This window comes from Pirellulales bacterium (assembly GCA_036490175.1).
Taxonomy (GTDB): Bacteria; Planctomycetota; Planctomycetia; order Pirellulales; family JACPPG01; genus JACPPG01.
This window is the reverse complement of the sequence record DASXEJ010000039.1, coordinates 1-6,491: the sequence shown is the minus strand read 5'-3', so window position 1 is coordinate 6,491 and position 6,491 is coordinate 1. Positions and strand designations below refer to the sequence as shown.

The window sequence follows — 6,491 nt, the reverse complement described above, 5'->3', positions numbered from 1 at the left end:
ACTGGGGGACGGTGATGACCTTGCCTCGCTCCGGCGGCTCGATTTGCCGTGGCTTAGGCGCATTGTTATCGAGCGACTGGTGCGTGCGCGACTCGTGGTAGTATTCGAGATATTCTGCAATTAGGTGTTTCAGATGCGCTTCGCTGAGCACGATCACGTGGGTCGAGCAGCTCGCGGCGAATCATGCCAATGAGCCGCTCAACATAGGGATTCTGACAAGGGCTGCGCGGCGCGCTGACCATTTCTTCGATGCCCAAGTTCTTGATTCGGCGCTGAAACTCCTCGCCATAGATCCCACCGCGGTCGCGCTGCAGGAATCGCAGCGCCGAGTCGAACGGAAACGCTTCGACTACTTGTTGGCCGGTCCATGCGGCGCTTGGATTGGCAGTTACGTTGAAGTGCAGCACGCGACGACGATCGAGGCTCAGCACGACAAAGCAATACAACATACGAAAAGTGGCGGTGGGCACGACAAAGAAGTCGACGGCGGCGATATCCTTTGTGTGATTCGCCAGAAATACCTTCCGCGTGGGCGACGACGGCTTGCCGCGCCGATCCATGTAAAGCGCGACGGTCGATACCGCCAGTTCGTGGCCCAGCAGGCGCAGCTCGGCCTGGATGCGCGGCGCGCCCCACAGCGGGTTCTCCCGCGACATGCGGCGAATGAGTGCTTGCACATGGCGATCAACCTGCGGAGACCACGCTTGCCGCCGCACCCGGACTTCCAACACCAGTACAAATGAAAGCCTTGCCGATGCCAGCCGACGACCGTGGCGGGCTGGACCACGATCAGTGCCGACCGCCAGCCACGCCATATCCGCGAGAGCCAGACCCAAAACACCCGGTCACGCGGCCACAACTTCGGTCGCCTGGCTTTCCGGTGATAGGTGGCCAATTGCTGCCGCAAGGCGAGGTTTTCGGCCACCAGCGCTGCCTGACCGCTGGCGAGCGCCCGCAAGGCGGCGAGGAACAGGTGCAACGATTCGATCACGGAACGGCATCCTTGGTCGACTTGGGCATGACCCGAGAAAAATCGTGATCATGGCGCTCGCCAAGTGCGTAGGCAAGGAACGATCCAAAATCATTTCATTGGCGGTCCGCCCTCGTCAAGCAACCGACGTGCCGAAGCGGCCCACTCCTTGCAAGATTCCCAAAATTGTTCAATTGGTGTCCAGTCGCCCCGACTTCGATGTAAGAGTAAGCCGAAACAAGACTTTCTGTTACCTGCTGACGTTCAGCAGTGCGGCACGCAAGACGACGAAAAAGTCTGTAGTACTACAGACAATTTCCCGGAGGTTTTGCATGTCCGCACCGAAGATCCCGGTCTATCGGCGTCACAAGGCCGTGGGCCAGGCGTACGTTAACGTTGACGGCCGCCAAGTCTACTTGGGCAAGTTCAACTCGCCCGAATCTCACGAACGATATCGGCGTGTCGTCGCCGAATTCTGCGCGCGACCTGCGGTTGCCATATCGCGGCCGGTCTCGATCGATGGCCTTACTGTCGTTGAGCTCGCTGCCCTGTATTGGAAATACGCGCAGGCATACTACATCAAAGACGGCAAGCCGTCTGGTCAACTACCGCATGTGCGGGTCGCAGTTCGCTCGCTGCGCGATCTGTACGGCGAAACACCAGCCATTGATTTCGGTCCACTCAAATTAAAGGCATTGCGACAGCACTTCATCACGCAAGGACTGTCCCGACGGTATATCAACGACACGATTGCATGTGTGCGCCGCTTGTTCCGATGGGCTGTTTCCGAAGAGTTGGTACCGTCATCTGTCTATCAATCGCTTGCTGCGCTTCCCGGCCTTAAACGGGGCCGGAGCGAAGCAAGGGAAACTGATCCAATCGAGGCGGTTGCCGACACACTCGTAGAAGGCACCCTGCCCTTCCTGCGGCAAGTTGTCGCAGACTTGATTCGTTTCCAAAGGCTGACGGGCTGCCGCCCCGGAGAGGCTTGTATTGTTCGGCCGGGCGACGTGGATGGTGCCGGCGCCGTCTGGCTATACACGCCACGCCGTTTCAAAACTCAACATCACGGTCGCTCCCGCGTAATCTTCGTCGGCCCAAAAGCGCAGGAAATTTTGAAGCCCTATCTCGATCGTGGGCAGGAGGACTACTGTTTCTCGCCGGGCAAGGCGTCACGGCACTATTCAAAAGATAGTTACAATAGAGCGATTAAGCGGGCGTGCGATAAAGGCAAATTGCCCGTTTGGCATCCGAACCAATTGAGGCACACTGCTGGCACCGAAGCACGGCGACAGTTTGGACTCGAGGCGGCCCAAGTTGTGCTCGGACACAGCCAAGCAGACGTGACGCAAATTTATGCCGAACGTGATTTGTCACTGGCCGTTAAAGTGATGACGGCGATTGGATGAGTGTACGTGATATTGACTATCGGAATTCGAATCGCAAGAATCTAACTAATGCCCCTGCCTCGTGGGGCGGCACCAAATGTCGGCGACGTCACGCGTGACGAAACGTCCCTTGTATGAGGGGACAGCATGGTGCCTGGTGCGGCCGCTTTATTGCAGTGTTTCAGTGGCCGGTCAGTTTGGAGCAAACGCTGGGTTCCTTGCCGGAAGGCGAAAAGGAAACATAAGACGAAAGTCCGGCTGCAAACAGTAGCTGGTTTCCCCTAAAACGCCGTTTGGACAAAACCCCCGCATACCACCGGGTGGCCATGTCGAGCAGGACGAAGTAGCTCGATCCGCATTGTGCGGTGACGGCTCAGTACTTTGTTCCTGCGCGCTCTTGCGGCCAGCCGTGCCCGCCAATAACGCCCGCTAGGAACGTGTTTTCTGGTGGGCTTCTTCATGCGCGGCGAAAGGTGGTCCCATGCTCAACGAGACACTTCTCACGATGCAAGAAGCATCGAAGCAACTGCCCGGCCGTCCATCGATAGCCGCCCTATATCGCTGGCACCTGCGCGGTGTCCGCGGCGTTCGGCTTGAAACGATCCTGATCGGCGGAAGGCGGAAGACTTCTATCGAAGCCTTCGGCAGATTTGTCGAACGGACAAGCGCCGCTGCGACGCCTGATCGATACCAGGATCTTGCGCAAACTCACAGACAACGTAGAGCCAGTGTGGCGGCTGCGCGCCGAGTGCTGGCAAATATCTAGCCGCGCAAAAAATAAGCCCGCCGGTTCGTAAAAACCGCGGGCTTGTGGTCACAACCCCGCCGGACTAGAGCAAGGATGCCAACGTCATGGATCATACCGAATTCGACCCACTTTGGGAAGAATACCCAACGCAGTTTCTGCTGCCGGAGCACCTAGACGACCTCAAACGATCGGGACTCTCGGCCGAAACAATTGCCGCGTGCATGTTCCGCTCCGAAACAGATTCGGAGGTTCTTCGGCGTATTCTTGGCCGCAACAGGGCCGACGTGCCGGCGCCCGGTCTCGTCATCCCATTCAGGCAGTTGAATGGCAAGTTCAACGGCTTCGCCCGCGTGCGTCCCAGCCGGCCACGGTTAATTGACGGCAAGCCTGTTAAATACGAACAGCCAATTAACACCGCCGCGCGTGTGTACATTCCACCGCTGACGGTCGCGGCTCTGCGAAACCCCGATATCCCCATCGGTATCAGCGAGGGAGAAAAAAAATCAGCGGCGGCTGATCAAGCTGGGTTCCCATGTCTGGGATTGATCGGCGTTTGGAACTGGCAAGTCGCAAAATCGAATCCCCGCCACTTAATCCCCGACCTCGCTGGAGTCGTTTGGCGGCGCCGGAAGGTATGGATCGGATTTGATACTGACCCGCGGATCAACTTTTCTGTCATGCAAGCGAGGGCAGAGTTGGCGTGCGCCCTTGATGGATTGGGCGCCGTTGTTTCGCTGGTCGACCTACCGCCGGGCCCCCGTGACTCGACCGGCGCGCACACAAAGAACGCAATCGACGATTTTCTCCGAGATCACGGCCCTGACGCGTTCCATCAGCTCCTTTGCGTGCACGGTGCGTTGTAATGCAACGCGACATAGACGACTACCGTGTGGAGTTGGCGGCGATCCGCGTCGCGTCGGTTGATGTCCCCGGAGTCTACTTGGACACCTCGGCGACCGGCGCCGGGAAGTCTTATGCAGATTTTCGGGCAATGGAGAAAGCCGGTACCAGCCTGACGGTATTGGCTACGCACAAAAACTGCAAGGAAACACAAGGCGATTTATGCAGACGCGGGTTAGATGCAGCCGCTTATCCACAGTTAAGCAGAAAGATGTGTCAGAATTATGACGAGGCGGTTGAAGCGGTGAATTGCGGATTGTCGGCGTCGTCGGCTGTTTGCCCAGATTGCCGGTTTAAGTTGACGTGCGATTACGTTGATTTGAGAGACGAAGCAGAAAAGGCCGCTCATCGGATCGCGACGCACTCTCGAGCCGCGATGGGATTCAAAGAGCTTGCCGATGGCCGAAAATACATCGCCATCCATGAAGACCCCGCCAGTCTCCTACGGCCAACGATCGACGTTTCGAGTGTCACTCACCTAAAAAGCGTGGCAAGGATTGCGGACCAGGCTTGCGGCAAGGCGTGGGAGCTCGAAGACCAGGACAGTCGACATTGGTTTCAGCGGATGCGGGAAGCGGCCGAGTTTCTAATGGAGAAACTTACTACAGCTCAATCGACGCACCTTTTGCCAATGCCTGCCGGCGCCGGCAAGCAGCCCAGGGCGGCCGATGCAAAGCTTTATCGGGCAATACAGGCACTCGGGGTTTATCCAAATGGCGAAGCCGTTCGCGTCTGTAAGGCTATCGCGGCTGGCGAATTGCACGAACTGACCGTCCGCGTCGATAACGCTTTTGGGCCCGGCGGCAAGGTAACCGAGCATCGGGCCGTTCTCGCCGTCTGGAAAACGCCACTCCCAGACAATGCAACCATCTGGATGTGCGACGCGACGGCGACGGTCGAAGAGATCGAGCGGCTTGCCGGTTGTCCTGTGGTCAACAAGACGCCATCGGGCACGCTAGCGGAGCGACATCCAGTCGTGCAGGTCCCGCTTGATATTAAGAAACGATCGTCGGCCACGGTGGCGATGTCGACGCTTCGGGCGGTCATGACCGGCATGGCCGGATTTAATCGAGTCGGGATCATATGCCACCGCGAGCACATTTCCGCGATTCGTGGCACCGCCAAGGATGGGATAAACCTCGACGAGTCATTGCGACGGCGAATTGTGAAAATCGAGCACTTCCACAGCGGCGCTGGCCGTGGTTCGAACGACTGGTACACGGAATGCGACGCAATAATCGTTTTTGGGACGCCGAGAGTGCCCCCGCGGACGATCAAAGAGCGGTTGATTCGCATTGGTCTGCACCAGGCGGCGGCGCGCGATGAGAAATGGACCGCATGGGGAAAAGACTGCTGGTCCGGCCTGACGCTCTCAGGACGACGCAAATCAGTCTACTGTCTCGGATATCGCGATCGCGACTGGCGCGACGCCTACAACGCTATCGTTCGGTCTGAGTTGCGGCAATCGGCAGGCCGCGGCCGCGCGGTTTGCGAAAATGGGGTCCCGGTCGTAATTATCTCGACGGAAGAAATCGGCGCTCGGCTTGCAGATTTTCAAATTTTGCCAATTTCAGAATCTGCGGCCGAAATTTTAAACGCGATTCAGAAAATCAATGCGGATAGGTTATCGCAACCACTTCCTACAGGAGAGCAGTTATCGCAACCAATCTCTACAGGAACTGTTGCCGAGCTAACGCAACCATTCTCTATAGCTATTATTGTAGAGAATGGTTGCTATAAGGCCGATCCGGTCAGCACGGTTGAAATTGCGACGTTTTTGGAAATTACACCGCAGGCCGTTAGGAAACATTTAGAGAATTTGGAATCCGGCGGTTTTGTAAAACGCATCGGTGAACGTGGCGGATGGGTTTTGTCGACGATTGATATTTTCAGGCCGGCCCAATTTGAAAAGAGCGCCGCCGCGGTCGCGGTCGCCGTTGAATCGGTTGATGAATATATCGAGTGGCCGACTTGAACCGTGTTTCATCCATCGCGCGCCGCCAGAAAACCTCGTCGCTCGTCTGCCAAGTTGCCTTGATGGAGATTGGCGAGTCGCGAATTCTTCGCTCACTAAATGGTCATTCAGGTAGCCCGCTGCATATCGGTTGTGGCCGCCTGCGTGATTGCTATTGCTTTCCTGTGTGTAAATTCCTAGGCTCGTTGTTGTGTCGAGTTTCGGCGTGTTTGTGGGCATCTGAAGACCAGCACCCGCCCGCCGAAGGCCGCAGCAGAAAGAAACACCGCCCAATATGCACAATTAGTTTCGCGGCATCACGTGGAATAACCCGGGAGCCGTGTTTCAGCGAATCGTCGCTGGGGCACGGCTTTTTTCGTTTATGGAGCAAATGACCCATGGTCGCAACAAACGTGGTATTTAGGGACGGCGTTGAGATGATCCGGAAACGCTACAGCATTGGCACCAGTGCATTCGGCCAATGCCAGGACCTGGGCGAAGTTGACGACCGCGACGGCGGCTACGGCGGCG

General features: G+C 57.2%; 5 protein-coding genes. 4 read left to right on the top strand and 1 reads right to left on the bottom strand.

The features are described 5' to 3' along the window. Positions 1-65: 65 nt before the first annotated feature. Complete coding sequence (locus VGG64_03300) at positions 66-731, bottom strand: hypothetical protein (GenBank protein ID HEY1598599.1); 666 nt, start codon at positions 729-731, stop codon at positions 66-68. An 8-nt stretch (positions 732-739) separates the two neighbouring features. On the opposite strand from VGG64_03300, the gene VGG64_03295 reads away from it, so the two are divergent. The 4 genes from VGG64_03295 to VGG64_03280 all read left to right on the top strand — a co-directional run bounded on the left by VGG64_03295 (position 740) and on the right by VGG64_03280 (position 5,981). Then, positions 740-1,039, top strand: a complete 300-nt coding sequence (locus VGG64_03295; GenBank protein HEY1598598.1) for a hypothetical protein — start codon at positions 740-742, stop codon at positions 1,037-1,039. 2 nt (positions 1,040-1,041) lie between these two features. Then, positions 1,042-2,379: a tyrosine-type recombinase/integrase gene (locus VGG64_03290; GenBank protein HEY1598597.1), complete on the top strand. Its 1,338-nt coding sequence runs from the start codon at positions 1,042-1,044 to the stop codon at positions 2,377-2,379. A gap of 831 nt (positions 2,380-3,210) precedes the next feature. Beyond that, a complete protein-coding gene (locus VGG64_03285) occupies positions 3,211-3,969 on the top strand; it encodes a DUF3854 domain-containing protein (protein HEY1598596.1) in 759 nt (252 codons plus the stop codon). A gap of 77 nt (positions 3,970-4,046) precedes the next feature. Further along, the gene (locus VGG64_03280) at positions 4,047-5,981 is read left to right on the top strand and encodes a helix-turn-helix domain-containing protein (GenBank protein HEY1598595.1); all 1,935 of its coding nucleotides are present in this window, start codon (positions 4,047-4,049) and stop codon (positions 5,979-5,981) included. Positions 5,982-6,491 lie beyond the last annotated feature (510 nt).